Here is a 19,689-nt window from a genome sequence, read left to right on the forward strand (position 1 = left end):
GCTGTGTTATTTGCTATATTTTCAGAATTTAATTTCGTATTATGATAGTATCGTAAAAAATATATGTATTTAGATAAGGAAGGAGCAAATGATGAAGAAAAGATTTATTGCTGTTATTATGTCACTTGTTATGTGTGCCTCGCTTGTTTTACCGGTGGGATATGCTGATGTTAAAGCTGATGTCAAGTCGGCTGAGATTTTGGATACTGATGTGAGTGAGGCTTCTGACGGATGTACTCTGCTTGGTGTGTACGGTACTTATTACAGTCAGGCAATGGAGGCTCTCGATAAGCTTAACGAAATCCGTAAGGAGGCGTGCGAAGAGGGAGATGTACCTGACCCAAGAAATCCTGAGCGTATGCTTACCGCTGATGATTATGTGCCGTTGAAGTGGTCAGGAGATTTAGAAAGTGTGGCTAAGATAAGGGCTGTTGAAGCGGGAATAGCATATGCGTTTATGGATTCGGGGCATAACCGTCTCAACGATAAAAATACATTTTCCATAAGTTATAACGGGATTTCCGGAAGTGCTGAGGACCTTGCCTACAACGATACGACAGATATGGGTGAGGGTATCATGCAGTTTTATATGGAAAAACAGTATTGGGTAAAGGAAAATCCGACAGGTGAGGAGACAGGACATTATAAAAGCATAATAAATCCAAAATATAAATATGTAGGCTGTGGAGATTTCTATTCAAAAGTTGGAAGATTTTCAAATACACTTGCAACGGAATTGTCGGAAAAAGAGGGACTTGATGAGTCTATGCTTAGAGCAAAGAAAGATGTAATGCAGAAAATAGAAGTTGCAGACCAGTACATAAAAGAGTACACAATAGAGGGCGATAGTGAGATAAATACCGATGCTACGGCGAATTATACGGTGAGGGTAAAAATTCAGAGAAACAATGCTGTGCGAAGTCTTTGGGCACTTGGGATTGACAGTTTTTCATCGTCGGACACAAGTATTGCAACAGTCACTGATGATGGTGTAGTGACTGCTATAAAAAACGGAACAGTTACGATAACTGCAAAATCGGGTGACAAGGTTGTTGCAACTAAAGATATAACAGTAAAATGCACACACAACAAAAAAATAAAGAATTATACACCTGCAACCTGTCAGACAGAGGGAAAGAAAACTTATTACTGTGACAAATGCGATTATACGGAGGAAAAGAATATTCCAAAGAAAGCACATGATTATGTTTACGGTGATGTGGAGTCGGACGGAAAAAGAACCGGAGTATGCTCGGTATGTGGTGACAGTGTGCATATAACACCGCCGTCATCATTTAATGTAAAGTGGAATAATGAGTCACATACGGAGAGAGGTTACAGCGAAACATTGCCGATGGATTTAAAAAGTGGCTCAAAAATATACTGCTGGCCTGAAAGTGTTTTGGATGACAGCACTTATAATGATGTAGTGATAGAAACGGCAAACAGTAACATAGTGTCAGTTCCGGAGGAGATGACGGTCAATTCATCCGTGAACCGACTTGAGATAAAAAAAGACGGAGTCTGTGGTATTAAGATTTATCCAAAATATAACAGCCGAATTGCAAAGAATTATATATTCAGGATAGGGGAAAAAGGAAGTCTTAACATAGCAGATGCGGATGTGACATTGTCGCAGTCACAGTACACATACAATGGTGGGGAATGTAAGCCGGATGTTACGGTTACGGTTGACGGAGATACCGTTCTTGAAAAAGATGTTGATTATACCATTAGCTATGAAAACAATAAAACAGCCGGAATTGCAAAAGCAGTGATAAACGGTAAAGGCATTTTTAAAGGCAGTGTAAATAAAGAATTTAGCATAGCAAAAGCAACTGATGAAGTACATACAAGTCAGGCAGTTACGGACAGTGCAAAAGCAGCAACCTGTATTGAAAACGGACTGACAGAGGGGTCACATTGCTCAGTCTGTGGAGAAGTAATAACTGCACAAAATGTGATTGAAAAAACAGGGCATAAATATGTTGACGGAAAATGCAATGTATGTGGCGACATAAGTTATATCGATGATTCAGGTATTCGTTATACATTTGATGAAGATATAAACGGAAACAAGACATTTAAAGCAGCTGCCGTTCCCGGAAAAACATTGACGGGAGAAGTTGAGATAAAAGAAGAAATGGCAATAGGTGATGTTAAATATCCGGTAGCATCCATAGAAACAGGGGCGTTTGAGGGACAAAGCCAGATTACAAAGATAATAGTTCCTGAAAAGATAGAGAAAATTGGAACTAAGGCATTTGCAGGCTGCAGCAGCCTTGTTGAGATAAACTTTTATCCTGAGACAGTCCCGGTAATAGAAGATAAACTTTTCGGAGATATGGATAAATCAAAGATAACTGTCAACACATTAAGCAATGCTTTGGGATATTATGTTATCCGTGAAAAAGAAAATGTAACGGTGCGGAGTGGTTTAAAGAGCAGACATATTCATACAATGCAATATCATGAACCGGTATCGGCAACCTGTGAAAAAACAGGAACAGTGGCATACTACAGTTGCAGCGGATGTGGAAAACTGTATTGCGATGAGCAGGGAATAGCAGAGCTTAAAGAAAGTGCCTTTACAGTACCGGCATTGGGTCATGCATGGGAGAGTGATTACACAATAGATAAACCGGCAACAAAAAATACCGCAGGGGAAAAGTCAATCCATTGTATGAGATGTGATGCAAGGACTGATATTCAGACAATACCTGCAACAGGTGGCTCTGACGACCAAAACGGCAGTGACGACAACAGTAATAATAGCAGTGACAGTAACAGCGACAATAATAACAGCGGAACAAGTGGTGGAGATTCACCAGGCAGTAATACTTCCAAGAAAAAGAAATATCCGAAAAAAGGCAAAAAAGTTACTGTTAAAGGAATCAGATATAAAGTAACAGGCGTTGTCGCAAAGACTAAGAAATTTGAGGTGTCATGCACGGGAAGTAAATCAAAAAAGATAACAAAATTGTCAATACCTGAATATGTAATCATTTCGGGAATTAAATTTAAGGTGACAGCAATAGACAAAAAGGCTTTTTATAAGTACACGAAGTTAAAGACCGTCACAATAGGAAAAAATGTAAAAACTTTTGGAACACAGGCATTTGCAAAAAGCAGTAAAATAAGTAAGATTACGATAAAGACAACAAAACTTACAAAGAAAAGCGTAGGAAAAAATGTTTTTTCAGGAATAAAGAAAAAAGCAAAATTTACATATCCTAAGAGTAAAAAGGCGGTGTATAAAAAGATATTTAAGGCGTAGTAAAATTATTCAGGATATAATAATGTCTGAAAGGAAAGAACGACAGGCAGATATGGTTATCAGCTTGCAGGTCTTTTTTGATATAAGGTATCAAAAAGGTGAAATAATCAAATTAATGGGTGAAAATGGCAAAAAAGTGTAGATTTTTTGAAAAACAGGTAGTATAATTATACACATATTATAAAAACAAAACTATGGCAGTAAGGAGGAAAACTAGGTATGAAAAAATCACTTGCCAGAAAATTGAGCGTATTTTTTGCCGGTATCGTATTTATCACCTGCCTTGTATTAGTAGGTTTGACTGTTATGATATTTGGCAATATTGAGGACAGAATGAAAGATGTCTTGTATGAAAATACATTACAGTCATATAAGACAGAGGTAAAATCAGAGGTTCAGTCGGCGATAAGTTCTATTGAGTATTATTATAATCTTAGTGATTCGGGAAAGATTGACGAGGCAACTGCAAAGAAGGATGCTCTTGAAGCATTGCGTAATCTCCGCTATGGTGATGATGATTCAGGGTATTTCTGGGTTGATGACACTGATTATAATCTTGTCATGCATCCTATCCTGCCTGAACAGGAGGGGACAAACAGATATGACCTCACGGACAAGAATGGTGTGAAGATAATTCAGTCTATTATGAAAACTGCCGAGTCGGGCGGCGGATTTAATGAGTTTTATTTTACAAAATCTGACGGAAAAACAGTAGCACCAAAAGTTGCATACAGTCAGAAATTTGATAAATGGAACTGGGTTATTACAACAGGAATATACTCCGATGATATTCACGAAATTGTAAATAAATCAGACGGATTAAGAAGAATAGTTAAAATATTCAATGGTTCTGCAAATTTCCTTATTGTTGTTGGTATAGTTTTGGTTCTTGTGATGCTTGTCATTTCATATGTAATCATAAAGCGGCTTGTTAAAGTAATCGAGAAAGTACGCAGTAAACTTGAATCAGTTGCACATGGTGATTTATCAAGCAGTCTTGATGAGACCGTTATAAAGAGATCAGATGAGCTTGGTCAGATGGTTGAGCATACAAACATTGCTATAGGGTCTTTTAGAGGAAGTATATCAAAAGCAAAAGATACAGCCGATATGGTAAAAAATAATAGTGATGCAATAAAAGATAAGACGGAGACAGCATTGTCCGCAACATCGCAGGTTGCAAAAGCTATTGAACATGTAGCAACGGATGTTACAAATCAGGCGGATCTTCTTGGTGAAATAGTTAAAAATGTCGGAGTCATGTCAGAGGGTGGCGTGGAAATGAGCGACAGTGTAAATAATATTAGCGAATATGTAGATGAACTTAATGTTTCAAGTAATGAGATGAAAGAAAAAGTTGAACTTATGAGTGCAGGAAGTCAGGGAATGACAAGCCAGATTTCAGGAATTGCCACAAAGATAAACAACACGAATGATGCCATAAAACACATGACAGAAATACTTAATGTGATAGAAGAAATAGCATCGCAGACGGATCTGTTATCATTAAATGCAAGTATAGAAGCAGCACGTGCAGGAGAAGCAGGACACGGATTTGCGGTCGTAGCAGGTAATATAAAGACGCTTGCAGAAAATACATCATCTGAGTTAAGTAACATAAAAGAAATAATAGATTCTCTGACAAAGAGTTTTGAAGAATGTAAAAATGACATAGAAGATGTAGTCGACAGCAACAAGGAAAATGCTGCATATACCCATCAGGTAATAGAACAGTTTGATAAGGTATTTAGTGGAATTTCATTTACAAACGAAAAGCTGGTTGATGTAAATAGAATAACAAAAAATATGGCGGAAACCGTTCAGGATATATCAGTTAAGGTAACAAACATAGAAAAAGGAACGGAAAGCACGGCAGCATCGACAGAAGAAGTAACAGCATCTTCGCAGGAACTTGAAGCTCTTATGACAGGTGTTGCACAGAGTTGTGATGAGATGGAACAGCAGGCAGAAGCCCTTGTAAATGATATGAGCAGATTTGTGGTATAAAAATCAGCCAACAGGCGGATATTTGCAATCCACACTGTTATGTGTCTGATAATGTAAAAATAGGTATCAATGCCATAGGATAATATTATCAGATAAAGATAAAGCAGATTATCTAAGAAAATTATCGTATGAAAAAATAAACCAGCCACCAGGTAAGATTTTTATTACTTGGCGGCTGGTTTTGTTTATGGTTTCAGTTATAATTGTACCTTTGTTAAGCAAGCGAAAATATTATGTGCATTTGTTTTTAGCAATCTTTTTTGCAGCTAAAACTTTTATGTGCATTTGTTTTTAATAATCTTTTTGTTTTGCAGTTAAGAAGTACTTTTTGCTTTCAACTTTCGGTTTGGTTGTTTAGCGAAGCTTTCCGTTGTTTTTAAATTTCAAATTATAAGGCTTGCAGAAACGGTTCATCTTTGCAATAATACGCTTTTTAGCCGCACCCTTAGCCGGTGTCGGCTGATAATTGTTAATGCTGTTTGAAGATGAAACTTTGCAAGGGATAATCTTAGTATCCTTAGTTTTCTTAAGCTTCTTGTTTTTAAAAGTAAAAGTCTGCTGGAAAATCATCGTATCTTTGTCGGCAGGATTTGTATTTCCACCAAAACAGAAATTAGCAAGACTGTAAACGATATATGCACCCTTGTACTTCTCAATGCCCTGTAAAGTGTGAGGGTGGTGGCCGAGGACAAGATTTGCACCTTTCTTAACAGCATAGTGTGCGATAGTTTTCTGAACATCATTGATAACACTTGTCTTTTCAATGCCGGCGTGCATACTCACGACGATAAGGTCAGCTTTCTTCTTTTTCAGTTTTTTAATGCCACTGCTTATAAAACGCTCGCTCGATGAAACACCATCAAGACCATTAACGGCAATCATGCCAATTTTCTTTCCATTAGTCTTATAAACGGAAACTTTACCATAAGAAGCATAAGGCATTTTATTTTTCTTAAAAACAGCAATAGTATCATTGTAACTGCCTTCGCCATAATCATGGCAATGATTATTTGCAAAAGAAACCGCATCGACATTGCCTTTCTGTAAAATCTTGAGATAAGACGGATTGCCCTTAAAAGCAAAAGTCTTGTCTGCACGGGTATTTCTCTTAGTCAAAGTACCCTCAAAATTGACAAGCGTAAGGTTGTCTTTCTTAAAAATACTCTTTACATTCTTAAAAAAATAAGACGGGTCTTTTTTCTCATTGTACTTGGCATAGAAATTAACACCGGATGGCGATTTGTAGTCAGAACCAAGAGTGCAGTCACCGGCAGCACTGATAGTAATCTTAGTTATGTTGGATTTCTTTTTCTGTGGTTTTTTGGCGGCAACAGGTTTCTTTGTGGCAGCCGGCTTTTTAGTTGTTGCCGGTGTTTTAGTAGATGTCGGTTTCTTAGTTGCTGCTGGTGTTGAAGCCGGGGCTTCTGTAGTAGTTGTGTCTGTTGTAGACATTGTGTCCTGAATGTTGATAGTTGTAGATTTTGCAGTCACATTTGTTGGTGTATTTGTTGTATTCGTGTCTACTGCTTTGGCGATGGATTGTATTATGTTTGTACATAAAATTGTCGTAGAGGAAGAGTTATCGGTAACAGTAATTGTTTTTTGTGATATAGTTTTCGCCGTGACAGACTGTGTGCTGAAAAAATCAGGTGTAAAAATGCCGGTGCATAAAACTGTTGTGGCAGCAGTTAGGGATATTGCCTTTTTCAATGTGTGGTTTGTATGTTTCTTTTTCAATTTATAATACCTCCTTTTGTGGAAATTTTTACAATTACCTATGAGTATTATAGCATAAAGTGGTTGTGGTTGCTTGAAAAGGTGAAAATTGGTAGAATGGATATGTAATAGAAAGATTGTGTTTTAGCACACTTGACACAATCTTGATAAGGAAAAATGTGTGCAGAAATGAGAATTGTTATGAAAGAAAATACAAATTTAGAAAAGATTAAAGCAGGGCTTAATACAGCATTTGTCGATTATGCAAACAATTCAAGTCTTGCATATAGACCGGAATTTATTTCAAATAATTATCAAAAGCTATTTTGAGGCTTGAACAGGATGAATCTGAAAATGCACTTGATTATATAATTACGGTTGATATATTTAATGAAGGTGTTGACATGCCGTCAGTAAACCAGGTTGTTATGTTAAGACCAACAGAATCGCCTATAGTATTTATACAACAGTTGGGGCGAGGTCTTAGAAAATATGAGGGCAAAGAATATGTAGTAATACTTGATTTTATAGGAAACTATATGAATAATTTTATGATTCCTATTGCATTGTCAGGTGACAGAACATATAACAAGGACACAATCCGCAAATATGTAAGAGAAGGCTCAAGAGTAATTCCGGGTGAGTCTACAATACATTTTGATGAGATAAGTAAAAAAAGAATATTTGAATCTATTGACAGTTCAAAAACAACAAAGAATTTATTGCGTGAAAAATATTTTGCTCTAAAATACAAACTTGGCAGAATACCAAATGTATTTGATTTTTATGAGTATGGTGAGATTGACCCGATGTTGTTTATTCAATATTCAAAATCATATGACCAGTTTGTAAAATCAGTAGATAAAGACTTTACTGTTTCATTTAGCGATAAAGAGGAAGCAATACTGGAATTTATATCATCGCTTGTAAATGGAAAAAGGATACATGAACTTTTGATGATTAGCAGCCTTTTAAATAATGAAAAGATAAGTTTGGAAACTTACAAAATACTTCTCGAAGAAAAAGGTGAGAAATATCGTGAGTCAGATTATGTATCGGCATTAAATGTTTTGGGAAAAGTATTTGTAAATGCACCAGCAGAGAAAAAACGGTATAATGACATAGAATTTATAAGTACGGATGAAGCAAAAAATGGGATGTTAAGACGGGCTACACTCTTTTATTCGTTGTTTAATAATACCCGATTTGTAAATGAAATGAAGTGTCTTGTCAGATATGGTTTGAGGCGTTACGAGGATTTATTTAAAAATCATGATGAGGACAATCTTGTATTATATGAAAAATATTCAAGAAAAGATGTATGCAGGATATTAAATTGGGAACATGATGACAGCTCAACAGTTTACGGTTACAGGATTAAGCATAATACATGTCCAATATTTGTAACATATGAGAAGAAAGAGGACATTGCAAATAGCACAAAATATGAAGACCAGTTTATTAATAATCAATTATTTAGTTGGATGACAAGAAGCAAGGTAAGTCTTGAAAGTCCGGAGAGTCAGAAGATTATAAATTATAAAGAAATCGGGTTAAAAATATATTTATTTATCAAGAAAAGTGATGGAGAAGGAACAGATTTTTATTATATGGGAAAAGTTTCTCCGGTTGATTATATGCAGACGGAAATAAAAAATGATAAGGGGCAGAAACTTCCTATAATGAATTTTAAAATGAAGCTGGAACATTCCGTTCGTGAGGATATTTACGAGTATTTTGTGGATTAAGAATGTAAAAATGATTTAAATTGTGGAAAGGAATTGAAAATCGATTATGGAAACAGATAAAAAGATAGTAAATGTAGTTGCAGCAGTAATATGTGACAATATAAATACACCAAAGAAAATATTTGCAACGCAGAGAGGATATGGGGAATTTAAAGGAGGCTGGGAATTTCCGGGAGGAAAAGTAGAGGAAGGAGAAACACCACAGGAAGCATTAAAAAGAGAGATAATGGAGGAACTTGCAACGGAAATAAAAGTAGGGGATTACATAAAAACCGTAGAATATGATTATCCTAAATTTCATTTGTCTATGCAATGTTTTTGGTGTGAGGTGGTGTCAGGAAACCTTGAATTAAAAGAACATGAGGCGGCAAGATGGCTTCAAAAGGAACAGATTTATGAGGTAGAATGGTTGCCGGCAGATGTTAGCCTGGTGGAGAAAATTAGGCAGATAGTTTAAATTGAATATTAAAATAGTAATTTTAAGCTGTTTATTAGTGTACTGTATCATTGATTTTTGGAGAGTTTTTGTTGGCATAACTTTGACGGCTAGTGTCAGGTTTGTAAGTAAACAATAACATATACAGTCAATGTCAGTAACAGTTCAGCCCCTCATTTATTACATCCGTAAACCTGCTAGCAAGCTGTCAGTCGCTGCTATGCAGCTGAACTGTTACCAATGTCATGTGAAAATTAAAATTAACTCTTGTCTTTGTTATGAGCCTAATTTATAATAGTTAATAAGGGTTTTACGAAAATTAAGGAAAGGAAAAGCTATTTATAAAAAATACTTATAAATGGCAGGATGAATATCAATGGATAAGGAAAAAGTAATAGTCATTGATTTTGGCGGGCAGTACAATCAGCTTGTTGCAAGACGTGTCCGTGAATGCAATGTATATTGTGAAATATATTCTTATCGTACCGGAATTGAAGAAATCAAGGCGATGGCTCCTAAAGGAATTATTCTTACAGGTGGACCAAATAGTTGTTATGAAGAAGATTCGCCAACATACTCAAAAGAATTATTTGAACTTGGAATTCCTGTACTTGGACTTTGCTATGGTGCACAGCTTATGATGCATGTGCTTGGCGGCAAGGTAATCACTCCGGAGGTCGGAGAATACGGAAAGACAGAGATTAACTTTACTGACAATTCAGTGCTTCAGAAAGATCTTCCAAAGAAATCCATATGCTGGATGAGTCATTTTGACAGAATTGCAGAAGCAGCACCGGGATTTGAGGTTACAGCTTCGACAGCCGATTGTCCTATAGCAGCAGCACAGAATGTAAGCAAAAATCTCTATGCTATTCAGTTCCATCCGGAAGTTCTTCATACAGAAAACGGAACAAAGATGATTTACAACTTTGTGCGCGAAGTATGTGGATGTGCAGGCACATGGAGAATGGATTCATTTGTAAAAGAATCAATAGAAGAAATACGCAATAAAGTAGGAGATGGAAAAGTTTTACTTGCATTATCAGGCGGAGTAGACTCATCGGTGGCAGCAGGACTTTTATCAAGAGCCATCGGAAAACAACTTACTTGTGTATTTGTAGACCACGGTTTGCTCAGAAAAGACGAAGGTGACGAAGTAGAAAATGTATTTGGACCAAACGGTCAGTTTGACCTAAACTTTATAAGAGTAAACGCACAGCAGCGTTATTATGACAAGCTTGCAGGTGTAACAGAACCGGAGCAGAAAAGAAAAATCATTGGTGAAGAATTTATACGTGTCTTTGAAGAAGAAGCAAAGAAAATCGGAGCAGTTGATTTCTTAGCACAGGGAACAATTTATCCTGATGTGGTAGAGAGTGGACTGGGTGGAGAATCAGCAGTAATCAAATCTCATCACAATGTAGGGGGACTTCCTGATTTCGTAGATTTCAAGGAAATAATAGAGCCACTCAGAAATCTTTTCAAAGACGAAGTGCGCAAGGCAGGACTTGAACTTGGAATACCTGAAAATCTTGTATTCCGCCAGCCATTCCCAGGACCGGGACTTGGAATCAGAATTATCGGTGAAGTAACAGCCGAGAAAGTTAAGATAGTTCAGGAGGCAGATGCAATCTACCGCGAAGAAATCGCAAATGCAGGACTTGACCGCAGCATCGGACAGTATTTTGCCGCTCTCACAAATATGCGTTCAGTAGGTGTAATGGGCGATGAGAGAACTTATGACTATGCAGTAGCATTAAGAGCAGTAAATACGGTAGACTTCATGACAGCGGACAGTGCCGAGATACCATATGATGTGCTTCAGAAAGTAATGAGTAGAATTATAAATGAGGTGAAAGGAGTCAATCGAGTATTTTATGATCTGACGAGTAAGCCACCTGGAACGATAGAGTTTGAATAAATCGAGTTGCTTAAAAAAGCCAGTGTTTATGCGGGTTTCAGCGATTTCGATTAGTCTTTTGATAACAAATTGATAACAGTCATAGCAAGTGCCATTATTCTTGTTATCCAGTGGTTTATGGGTAACGGAACAATTAACAGGTGGCTTGCAGACTAAAGTTCGGAGCTTGGCTCTGAACAAATTCCATATTATAAACTAAGCCCTTAGCTGTGGTTAATAACCATAGTTAAGGGCTTTTTTGTCGTTGCCAAAGCATCTGTAGGGAGCTGCCAGTGGCAGGTCCTGTAGGTGCTTATTTATCTTTCAAGTGGTCTTTGAATGCTTCCACGAGAGCGTCACTTAATTCCTGTGATGGAACTTTTGCCCAACGCTGTGTGGTGTCGAACTCTGGATAATGGTAACGCCAGTTATCGTATTCTTCTCTGTTGATTTCTTCGGAAGATAGCTTGTCTGCCTGTTCTTTCCAAGCATACAGCATTTTGAGGAGTTCATATGCTTCTCTGCCTTTGTCCTTGTTGACCTTTAAGCATACCTCTCCGTCTGCTTCACTGACAGTAAGACCGTAAATATCTTCAAGGGTAAACAGAGTGTGCATAAGACCGATATAGCTGTCTATGTCAGGAACATCAAGAGCCTGTGGAGAAACATCAAGCACCTGTGCCAATGCATTTGTAAGGTCTGCTTTCGGTTTGCGTGTACCAGTTTCGTACTGTGCCAAACGCACATCAGCACTCTTTTCTGGAAAACCGATTGCTGTACCGAGATACTTTTGTGTCATACCACGCATTAGTCTGAAAAAATGTATTCTTTCGCTGATAGCCATAATGATACGCTCCTTTTATATTTAGTGAAATAAGTATAGCAGAAATGTTTAGTGGAAGTCAAGAAAAACCGAAACAAAAATGTTTAATATTTTCTTTGCAACCACTTGACAATAGCAAATATGTTTAGTAAAATAAATTACGAATTAAACAAATATGCTTAATGCGACAACTGAATGACCGTCCGAAAAGCCAAACCGCCAAGACCTCGTCGGAGCAAGTTCCGTATCGTTCGCTTGTGTGCAAGCACAAAAGCTCATTCGCTGCACTGCTCCTCCTCTTCCCCAAAAGTCTCCGACTTTTCGGGAACCCCTATACGAGCGAGCGCCTGATGTACTGCGGTGCATTGGGACAGCACAGCGCCTGCCGACAAGCAGGAGTGCCTGTTGGAACTTTAACACGGAGAAAGCGGCAAGCAAAAAATTATTTTAAGAAAGGAAGAAAAAGGATATGGAAAACAGATTTATCCGAGCCGAAGATGTGGCTCAGGAACTAAACGTATCAAAACCTTATGCATATAAACTCATCAGACAATTAAATGAGGAATTGAAAGCAAAGGGCTTTATTACGATTGCAGGGCGTGTAAATCGCCAGTATTTTTACGAAAGGCTCTACGGAGCAGGAAAGGGGGAAATGTAAATGCCGGTATTTAAGAATGAAGATAACGGTACTTGGTATGTGATGGCAAGGTATGTGAACTGGAAAGGGGAACGCAAGCAGAAATGCAAGCGTGGCTTTGCTACCAAACGAGAAGCACAGGAATGGGAAAGAATGTTCAAATTGCAGACTTCTTCAGACCTTGATATGAGTTTTGAAGCCTTTACGGAGCTTTATATCAATGATGTGAAGAACCGTTTGAAGGAAAACACGTGGCTTACCAAAGAGCATATCATACGCACAAAGATACTTCCGTATTTCGGGAAACTGAAAATCAGCGAGATTTCCACAAAGGAGATTATTACTTGGCAGAATGAAATGCTTGCCTATCGTGATGAGAAGAAAAAGCCTTATTCACAGACGTATCTGAAAACGCTGCACAATCAGTTGTCCGCCATTTTCAATCACGCTGTCCGCTACTATGAACTGCGTTCCAATCCTGCGGCAAAGGTGGGAAATATGGGACGTGAGGAACACAAGGAAATGCTGTTCTGGACAAAGGAAGAATACAAGAAATTCTCTTTTGAGATGATGGACAAGCCTGTTTCCTTTTATGCGTTTGAAATGCTTTACTGGTGCGGTATCCGAGAGGGCGAGCTGTTAGCTTTGACTCCGGCAGATTTCAACTTTGATAAGGAAACAGTCACAATCAATAAATCCTATCAGCGTTTGAAAGGGCAGGATGTGATTACTTCTCCGAAAACGAAAAAGAGCAACCGCACGATTAAAATGCCGAAGTTTCTGTGTGAGGAAATGAAAGAATATCTCGGTATGCTTTACGGATTGAAGAAGAAAGACCGTATCTTTACGGTGACGAAAAGCTATCTTCATCACGAGATGGACAGAGGGGCAAAGGCGGCAGGCGTGAAGCGTATCCGCATTCACGATCTCCGTCACAGCCACATTTCACTCTTGATTGATATGGGCTTTTCTGCGGTGGCGATTGCTGACCGAGTTGGTCACGAAAGTATTGATATTACTTATCAGTACGCACACCTCTTTCCGTCAAAGCAGATTGAGATGGCAGAAAAATTAGATGATTTAGGGAAAGGAGATTTTGAAAATGTCAGCTAAGAACAGAGATAACAAAAATCGTTGGAGGAATATCACAGTAGGGTTTCGAGTATCGCCCGAAGAAAACGAACTCATTAACAGAGCTGTAGCTCTATCAGGATTGCCAAAACAGGAGTATTGTTACCGCCGTTGCTTAAATCAGGATGTGGTGGTACAGGGCAATCCGAGAGTGTATAAGGCGTTGAAAACGGAATTTGCCACAGTCCTTGCGGAACTGAAAAGGATTGAAGCAGGAAAAGGTGTGGATGATGAACTGCTGAGTGTAATAGAACTGATTTCCATTATTCTCGGCGGTTTGAAAGGAGAGGATGCGAATGGAGAATAAAAAAGAAATGACTATTCCAAATGTATCTGCGGCAACAGATGCGGAACAGTCACTTTCCAAATGTACTGACAATAGTATAGTCAATCAGGATACGGATTTCAAGGGGTACGAGCAATCTTTTGAAGAAATGCAAAGGGAAATACTCAGACAGTTAGACCCTTCCTATCTGAAAACAGTATCAATGACAACGCTGTATGATACGGTGTTTGAGGTTCAGACACCACTTATCGACGGTCTGCTCCAAAGGGGAACTTACCTTTTCGTAGGTTCCCCGAAAGTGGGAAAGAGCTTTATGATGGCACAGCTTGCCTATCATATCAGCACAGGCACACCGCTTTGGGAGTATAAGGTGCGTAAGGCAACGGTGCTTTATTTTGCCCTTGAAGATGATTACCCACGTTTGCAGAAGCGATTGTTTCAGATGTTCGGTGCAAAGGAGACAGGCAATCTGTATTTCGCAACGGAATGTAAAACGGTCAATGGCGGACTGGAAGAACAGATAAGAGGGTTTATGAGGGAACACCCAGACACAGGCTTGATTATCATAGACACCTTAAAGCGTGTGCGTGAAGCAGGCGGAGCAGATTACAGCTACGCAAGTGATTATGATGTTGTGGCAAGGCTGAAAGCGTTGGCAGACAGTTACAAGGTTTCAATGCTTATTGTTCATCATACACGCAAACAAAAATCGGAAGATATATTCGATATGATTTCAGGCACGAATGGTCTGATGGGTGCGGCAGACGGTGCATTTGTTCTCAGTAAGGACAAGCGTACTTCCAACAATGCCACACTTGATGTTGCTGGCAGAGACCAGCAGGATATGAAAATCCATCTTGTAAGGGACAGCGAGCGATTGGTGTGGAACTTTGCAAAATCGGAAACGGAGATGTGGAAAGAACCGCCCGAACCTCTGCTTGAGAAGATAGCGGATACGCTCTTTTCGGAAAGTGACAGATGGGAAGGAACTGCTTCGGAACTTTGCGAAAGGCTTGCGGTGGATATAAAGCCGAATGTACTTTCTTTAAGGCTCAGTATCAACGCAAGCAGGCTGTTTCGTGATTACGGTATCCGTTATCAGAACAGCCGCACACACGACGGAAGAAAGGTTTCACTTTGGAAAGAAACCGAGCAGACGGCGTGACAAACGGTGTCAAAGGTGTCAATGTTTTTGAGAGCAGCACGCTGTGAAAAACATTGTCACCATCGTCACACTTTGACACCGGATAAAGTTTAGGGGAGTGTGCAGAGAGTGCCTTTTCAAAGGCGGCTCTTTGGTCTCGCCTGCTGGCTCGGTCGGTTCGCAGGCGTGTGTGCCACCGGCACACGCTCACCCCTCGGAGAGCCTTCGGAGAACGCAAAACCTGTTTACAGGTCGCATTTTTGATGGGTGTACCCGTCAAAAGTGCTTTTGCGTTACTTTTGACAAAAGTAACAAAACCTGAGAATGTTGAAATTTACAGATGGGAGATGAAAAAATGCAGAGAACGATAAGTGCAATGGTCGGTAAAGGCTCGGTCAATCACAATAGCCGAAAGTTCCGAGCAGAAAATGTAGACGGAACTCGTACTCATCTCAATATCGACTACTGCAATGAAAATATAAAGACAGTTTATCACGAATTGTTTGATGAAGCATTGGAAAGATACAATGCCAAGCAGATAAGGTCAGACCGAAAGATAAAAGATTATTATGAAAAAATCCGAAGTTCCAAGCAGGAAAAACCGTTCCACGAAATCATTTTACAGGTGGGCGGTAAGGGAAATATGAACGCCGATACGGAAAACGGAGAACTGGCAAAGCAGATTTTAGATGAATACTATCAGGGTTTTCAGGAGCGAAATCCACAGCTTCGGGTGTTCTCGGCTCATCTGCATATGGATGAAGCTACACCACATCTGCACATAGATTTTGTACCTTTTACCACAGGCAGCAAGCGTGGACTTGATACAAGAGTGTCACTAAAGCAGGCTCTTGCAACGCAAGGTTTTAAGGGCGGCAGTCGTGGCGATACGGAGTGGTCGCAATGGATACAGTCCGAAAAAGAACAGCTTGCGGCGGTGATGGAACGTTATGGGATTGAGTGGGAACATTTAGGCACACACGAAAAACATCTTTCTGTTTTGGATTATAAAAAGCAGGAAAGAGAAAAAGAAGTGGCGGCATTAGGTGCGAAAATCGAGCAGAAACAGATTGAATTTGATGTGTTGTCGGAACGAGTATTGAACTATGATAAGGCAAAAGACGAGCTGTCAAATCTTGAAATAGAGCTTGATACTGCACCGAAATATCAGTTGCCAGAACCAGAGAAATTTATGACTGCAAAGGCATATAAAACCAAAATGGCAGAGCCGGTTGTAAGGAAATTGAAGCAACTTGTCAAAACGGTGCTTGCCCGCTGCTTTGAGGGGTGGGACAACTATCATAGGCTGAATACAGCGAATGCACAGTTATACCGCACCAATCAGCGTTTGGAGAAAGTCAATGAAAGATTGACCGAAGAAAACAAAATCCTAAAAGCAGAAAATAAAGATTACAGCCTGCTCCGTAAGGTTTTTGGTCGCAAACAGATAGATGATTTGTTGGAGCAGGCAAGAACAGTTAAAGGTCGCAAGCGTGATAATACACGATCACGATAGACAAAAATCACAGGAGGAAAAGGAAAATGACAAAGACAATTTTTGAAGAAATGGGCGGAACTTATAGACAGGTGGGTGATTATTTATTGCCGAACATCACAGTACCAGCCGAAGAAGAAATAGAGCCGATTGGTTTATGGGGGAAACGACATGCAAGGCATTTAAAGGAACACTATAAAGTGTTATATATGAACCTGCTGACAAGCGGAAAGCTGCATAGTTATCTTGCAGAAGTCGATAAGCAAGCAGAGGATATGTTTCTTCGACTGGTAAAGGAATATGCCGACAGACAAGATGTGACGGAACAATTAAAGAAAGATAATCCCTACGAATGGATTGGAAGAATGAATAATATTCAGGCTTGTGTGAGGGAAGTTGTAGGAACGGAGTTGATTTACACATAAGCGTTTTACGGTATGGTGCTCCTGCGTTTGCTGGAGTGCTGTGGTTGTGGTTGTAAAGAGGTTGTGAAAGATTGAATTTCGTAATGGTTGGATGTATAATTAGGAAGTGAAAATTTTAATTTGCACTTCCATAAGGTGAAATGTATTGACACAAAAAATACAGTATGATAGTATTGCCATTAGAAGAAAGAAAGGCACATTTTGTGTAAGGTGAGGAAATGATTAATAGATAATTTGATTTAAGTAAGACACATATAGTTATTGAGCCTGTAGAGAATAGGTTTGTTTTGTGTACGCTTAAGTTGGATTATCGCAAGAGGCATTTCCTTTGTTTTCCTTTTGGAAAAGAAATAAGGGTCTATTTAGCGAGTCTATTTTTGCGTATGCAAAAAAGACTCGTTTTTGTGTGTTCAAAATAATAATTGGCTCAGACTTCGAAAAGGAGAAACTTTAATGTTGCAGATAAAAAAATTAAATTTAACACATAAAAAAGACCTGAGAATAATTCTTAATGATTTCAACCTTGTGCTAAATGATGGAGATAAGGCAGTTATTATTGGAGAAGAGGGAAATGGGAAATCGACATTAATGAAGTGGATATACAATCCGTCGCTTGTAGAAAACTATATAGAAGCAGATGGGGAAAGGATAATGGGACACGAACGTCTTGGTTATCTTCCGCAGGAGATGCTCGATGAAGATAAGGAAAAAACAATATACGAATATTTTTCTGAAGAGGAAATATTCTGGGAGAAAACGCCTAAAGAATTGTCTGTTATTGCGGGAAAATTTGGAATGAAAAATGATTTTTTCTACAGTAACCAGACAATGGGTAGTCTTTCAGGAGGCGAAAAAGTCAAGACACAACTTATGAGGCTTTTCATTCGCGATGTTTCTGTGCTGTTGTTGGACGAACCTTCCAATGACATCGACATTGCGACGCTTACATTACTGGAAAAAATCATAAATGACTGGAAGCACATTGTGCTTTTTATTTCACACGATGAAACGCTGATAGAGCGTACTGCCAACATGGTGATACATATCGAGCAGATTATACGAAAAACAAAGGCGAGATATACCGTGGCAAAGCTTCCCTATAGACGCTATGTGGAAGAACGGCTTCATAAATTTGAAATCCAAAAACAGCGGGCACTGAGTGACCGTAGGGAGAAAAAGATTCGCGATGAAAAATATCAAAGAGTTATGCAGAGTGTACAAGGTGCATTAAGAAGTTGTACCAGACAAGCACCGTCTGTTGCCAAAAACTTAAAGGACAAAATGCATACGGTTAAGGCAATGGAACGAAGATTTGAAAAAGAAGATGAAAATATGACTCAGATGCCGGAACAGGAAGAAGCAATCTTTGTCAAATTAGGGGATGAAAACTCACACATTCCCGCAGGAAAAACGGTCATAGAATATGAACTTTCAAAGCTTGTGACTCCGGATGGCAAAAGAATTTTAGCAGAAGGAATTCATTTAAAAATAAAAGGTTCAGAAAAAATCTGTATGATAGGAGCCAACGGGGCAGGAAAAACGACTCTTCTAAAAAAGATAGCGGAAGAACTCCTAAATCGGAATGACATTAAAGCAGAATATATGCCTCAAACTTATGAAGACCTGCTGGATTTGGATGTTACACCGGTTGATTACCTTGATAAAACAGGAGATAAAGAAGAGCGTACAAGAATTAGAACATACCTTGGTTCACTTAAATACACACCAGATGAAATGGAGCATCCGATTCGGGAGTTATCAGGCGGACAAAAGGCGAAAGTGCTTCTCTTGAGGATGAGCTTAAGTGGTGCAAATGTTCTTATTCTGGATGAACCGACAAGAAATTTTTCACCATTGTCCGGTCCGGTAATAAGAAAAATGCTCCGAGAATTTCCGGGGGCTGTCATTAGCATTTCTCACGATAGAAAGTATATTGAAGAGGTGTGCGATAAAATATATCAGCTAAATCCTAATGGATTACAGCTAATTGGTGATTGATAACAAAAAGGATGAAAGACTGACAAATTTCAGGCTTTTAGTGAGTTGGAAAGCATACAAAGATTTGAATTTGGAGGATAGATTATGGTACGTACAGAAGATGCATGTGAAATTATAAAATATGCTTTGCAAAACGAAATTAAAGTATATTTAGATGGCGGATGGGGTGTTGATGCACTTCTTAAAAGAGAATCAAGAATACACAATGATATTGATTTGTTTGTTGAACTGAAACATTATCATGATTATATTTATGTGATTAAGCAGCATGGATTTGAGGAAGTAAATACTGATTATACAACGGATGGTCATACTGTCTGGAAAGATGATAAACAAAGAATCATTGATTTACATTGTTTTGAATTTACAGATGACGGAATTGTTTATGAGGGAGATATATTTCCATCAAAAACTTTTTCCGGTATTGGAAAAGTTGGAGATATAACTGTTTCTTGTATTGAACCATTGAGTCAGGTAATGCTTCATTTGGGATATGAACACGATAAAAATGATGTGCATGATGTGATGCTGTTGTGTGAAAAATTTCAAATAGCAATACCAGATGAATATAAGGAAAAGTAAAATTTCAGTTTTGTGTTGAATCTCTAAGCAAAATAGCTTATAATTTGACATGCTACATATAGTTATTATCCACAGTTATCGAGT

General features: G+C 38.6%; 16 protein-coding genes. 14 read left to right on the plus strand and 2 right to left on the minus strand.

From position 1 onward, the window contains the following. Positions 1–88: 88 nt before the first annotated feature. Entirely contained in the window at positions 89–3,277 is a 3,189-nt protein-coding gene (locus DWZ63_RS13975) for a leucine-rich repeat protein (protein WP_118500207.1), read from the plus strand. A gap of 219 nt (positions 3,278–3,496) precedes the next feature. Continuing rightward, positions 3,497–5,284, plus strand: a complete 1,788-nt coding sequence (locus tag DWZ63_RS13980) for a methyl-accepting chemotaxis protein (RefSeq protein ID WP_118500208.1) — start codon at positions 3,497–3,499, stop codon at positions 5,282–5,284. Positions 5,285–5,638: 354 nt separating this feature from the next. Here DWZ63_RS13980 and DWZ63_RS13985 read toward each other — a convergent pair whose 3' ends face one another. After that, complete coding sequence (locus tag DWZ63_RS13985; RefSeq protein ID WP_118500209.1) at positions 5,639–7,021, minus strand: CapA family protein; 1,383 nt, start codon at positions 7,019–7,021, stop codon at positions 5,639–5,641. 180 nt (positions 7,022–7,201) lie between these two features. Here DWZ63_RS13985 and DWZ63_RS16165 point away from each other — a divergent pair, with 180 nt between their 5' ends. From DWZ63_RS16165 to guaA, 4 genes are all read left to right on the plus strand, one after another. Continuing rightward, positions 7,202–7,330, plus strand: a complete 129-nt coding sequence (locus DWZ63_RS16165; protein ID WP_279217389.1) for a hypothetical protein — start codon at positions 7,202–7,204, stop codon at positions 7,328–7,330. Beyond that, the gene (locus tag DWZ63_RS13990; protein WP_118500210.1) at positions 7,327–8,748 is read left to right on the plus strand and encodes a DUF3427 domain-containing protein; all 1,422 of its coding nucleotides are present in this window, start codon (positions 7,327–7,329) and stop codon (positions 8,746–8,748) included. Before DWZ63_RS16165 ends, DWZ63_RS13990 begins: the two co-directional genes overlap by 4 nt. 46 nt (positions 8,749–8,794) lie before the next feature. Beyond that, on the plus strand, positions 8,795–9,205 hold the full coding sequence (locus DWZ63_RS13995; protein WP_118500211.1) for a (deoxy)nucleoside triphosphate pyrophosphohydrolase: 411 nt from the start codon (positions 8,795–8,797) through the stop codon (positions 9,203–9,205). A 355-nt stretch (positions 9,206–9,560) separates the two neighbouring features. Continuing rightward, complete coding sequence (gene guaA / locus DWZ63_RS14000) at positions 9,561–11,105, plus strand: glutamine-hydrolyzing GMP synthase (RefSeq protein ID WP_055940433.1); 1,545 nt, start codon at positions 9,561–9,563, stop codon at positions 11,103–11,105. Between the two features lie 292 nt (positions 11,106–11,397). On the opposite strand, the gene DWZ63_RS14005 is transcribed toward guaA, so the two are convergent. Next, entirely contained in the window at positions 11,398–11,928 is a 531-nt protein-coding gene (locus DWZ63_RS14005; protein ID WP_009247529.1) for a helix-turn-helix transcriptional regulator, read from the minus strand. A gap of 448 nt (positions 11,929–12,376) precedes the next feature. Here DWZ63_RS14005 and DWZ63_RS14010 point away from each other — a divergent pair, with 448 nt between their 5' ends. The 8 genes from DWZ63_RS14010 (at position 12,377) to DWZ63_RS14045 (ending at position 19,605) form a co-directional block, all read left to right on the plus strand. Next, a complete protein-coding gene (locus tag DWZ63_RS14010) occupies positions 12,377–12,565 on the plus strand; it encodes a transcriptional regulator (protein ID WP_009247528.1) in 189 nt (62 codons plus the stop codon). Then, positions 12,566–13,657 carry a site-specific integrase gene (locus DWZ63_RS14015; RefSeq protein WP_009247527.1) on the plus strand — a complete coding sequence of 364 codons (1,092 nt, stop codon included), beginning with the start codon at positions 12,566–12,568 and terminating at the stop codon, positions 13,655–13,657. It abuts the gene before it with no gap. Next, a complete protein-coding gene (locus tag DWZ63_RS14020; protein WP_009247526.1) occupies positions 13,647–13,982 on the plus strand; it encodes a hypothetical protein in 336 nt (111 codons plus the stop codon). Before DWZ63_RS14015 ends, DWZ63_RS14020 begins: the two co-directional genes overlap by 11 nt. Next, positions 13,972–15,126: an AAA family ATPase gene (locus tag DWZ63_RS14025; protein ID WP_009247525.1), complete on the plus strand. Its 1,155-nt coding sequence runs from the start codon at positions 13,972–13,974 to the stop codon at positions 15,124–15,126. The genes DWZ63_RS14020 and DWZ63_RS14025 overlap by 11 nt, the downstream gene beginning before the upstream one ends. Positions 15,127–15,460: 334 nt before the next feature. Next, on the plus strand, positions 15,461–16,621 hold the full coding sequence (locus DWZ63_RS14030) for a plasmid recombination protein (RefSeq protein WP_009247524.1): 1,161 nt from the start codon (positions 15,461–15,463) through the stop codon (positions 16,619–16,621). A gap of 26 nt (positions 16,622–16,647) precedes the next feature. After that, positions 16,648–17,025: a TnpV protein gene (locus DWZ63_RS14035; protein ID WP_009247523.1), complete on the plus strand. Its 378-nt coding sequence runs from the start codon at positions 16,648–16,650 to the stop codon at positions 17,023–17,025. Between the two features lie 453 nt (positions 17,026–17,478). Beyond that, positions 17,479–19,023, plus strand: a complete 1,545-nt coding sequence (locus DWZ63_RS14040; protein WP_009247522.1) for an ATP-binding cassette domain-containing protein — start codon at positions 17,479–17,481, stop codon at positions 19,021–19,023. Between the two features lie 84 nt (positions 19,024–19,107). Further along, a complete protein-coding gene (locus DWZ63_RS14045; RefSeq protein WP_118500212.1) occupies positions 19,108–19,605 on the plus strand; it encodes an aminoglycoside nucleotidyltransferase in 498 nt (165 codons plus the stop codon). Positions 19,606–19,689: the final 84 nt, after the last annotated feature.

This window comes from Clostridium sp. AF34-13, from assembly GCF_003477845.1.
Classification (GTDB): domain Bacteria; phylum Bacillota; class Clostridia; order Lachnospirales; family Lachnospiraceae; genus Butyribacter; species Butyribacter intestini.

Coding starts and splice junctions, on each gene's coding strand:
- DWZ63_RS13975 (WP_118500207.1), top strand. CDS start 89: ATGATGAAGAAAAGATTTATTGCTGTTATTATGTCACTTGTTATGTGT.
- DWZ63_RS13980 (WP_118500208.1), top strand. CDS start 3,497: ATGAAAAAATCACTTGCCAGAAAATTGAGCGTATTTTTTGCCGGTATC.
- DWZ63_RS16165 (WP_279217389.1), top strand. CDS start 7,202: ATGAAAGAAAATACAAATTTAGAAAAGATTAAAGCAGGGCTTAATACA.
- DWZ63_RS13995 (WP_118500211.1), top strand. CDS start 8,795: ATGGAAACAGATAAAAAGATAGTAAATGTAGTTGCAGCAGTAATATGT.
- guaA (WP_055940433.1), top strand. CDS start 9,561: ATGGATAAGGAAAAAGTAATAGTCATTGATTTTGGCGGGCAGTACAAT.
- DWZ63_RS14005 (WP_009247529.1), bottom strand. CDS start 11,928: ATGGCTATCAGCGAAAGAATACATTTTTTCAGACTAATGCGTGGTATG.
- DWZ63_RS14010 (WP_009247528.1), top strand. CDS start 12,377: ATGGAAAACAGATTTATCCGAGCCGAAGATGTGGCTCAGGAACTAAAC.
- DWZ63_RS14015 (WP_009247527.1), top strand. CDS start 12,566: ATGCCGGTATTTAAGAATGAAGATAACGGTACTTGGTATGTGATGGCA.
- DWZ63_RS14020 (WP_009247526.1), top strand. CDS start 13,647: ATGTCAGCTAAGAACAGAGATAACAAAAATCGTTGGAGGAATATCACA.
- DWZ63_RS14025 (WP_009247525.1), top strand. CDS start 13,972: ATGGAGAATAAAAAAGAAATGACTATTCCAAATGTATCTGCGGCAACA.
- DWZ63_RS14030 (WP_009247524.1), top strand. CDS start 15,461: ATGCAGAGAACGATAAGTGCAATGGTCGGTAAAGGCTCGGTCAATCAC.
- DWZ63_RS14035 (WP_009247523.1), top strand. CDS start 16,648: ATGACAAAGACAATTTTTGAAGAAATGGGCGGAACTTATAGACAGGTG.
- DWZ63_RS14040 (WP_009247522.1), top strand. CDS start 17,479: ATGTTGCAGATAAAAAAATTAAATTTAACACATAAAAAAGACCTGAGA.
- DWZ63_RS14045 (WP_118500212.1), top strand. CDS start 19,108: ATGGTACGTACAGAAGATGCATGTGAAATTATAAAATATGCTTTGCAA.